The 429-nt window shown below is 62.7% G+C and carries 1 protein-coding gene; it reads right to left on the reverse strand.

The annotated features are described in order from the left end of the window. On the reverse strand, positions 1–429 hold a 429-nt coding region (locus KKO72_RS20790; protein WP_214943778.1), incomplete at both ends, for a VCBS domain-containing protein.

Genomic DNA, 429 nt, shown 5'->3' on the forward strand with positions numbered 1-429 from the left:
GGTGACGGTGTGCTCAGTGCCATCCAGGCTCTTGACCACGAAGGTCTCGACCTTGGTTTCGCCCTTGCCCAGGTACTGCACGTCGCCGTTGGCCACGTTGTAAGTCCAGGCACCACCTTCGGTGATGGTCAGGCTGCCCAGTGCGCCATTGCTGGCCACGCCGTTGCCGGCAATAAACTTGGCCTCGTCGGCCCCGTCCACGTCGGTCACAGTCAGCACGCCGCTGTCAGTCAGCACATCCGGGCTGGCATCTTCGGTCACCGCGCCAGTGTCAGCACCGCTGATCACCGCGCCATCGTTGACGCCGGTAATGGTGATGGTGACGGTGTGCTCAGTGCCATCCAGGCTCTTGACCACGAAGGTCTCGACCTTGGTTTCGCCCTTGCCCAGGTACTGCACGTCGCCGTTGGCCACGTTGTAAGTCCAGGC

Origin of the sequence: Rhodoferax sp. U11-2br, assembly GCF_018619435.1 — a bacterium.
In the GTDB taxonomy this organism is placed as follows: Bacteria; Pseudomonadota; Gammaproteobacteria; order Burkholderiales; family Burkholderiaceae_C; genus Rhodoferax.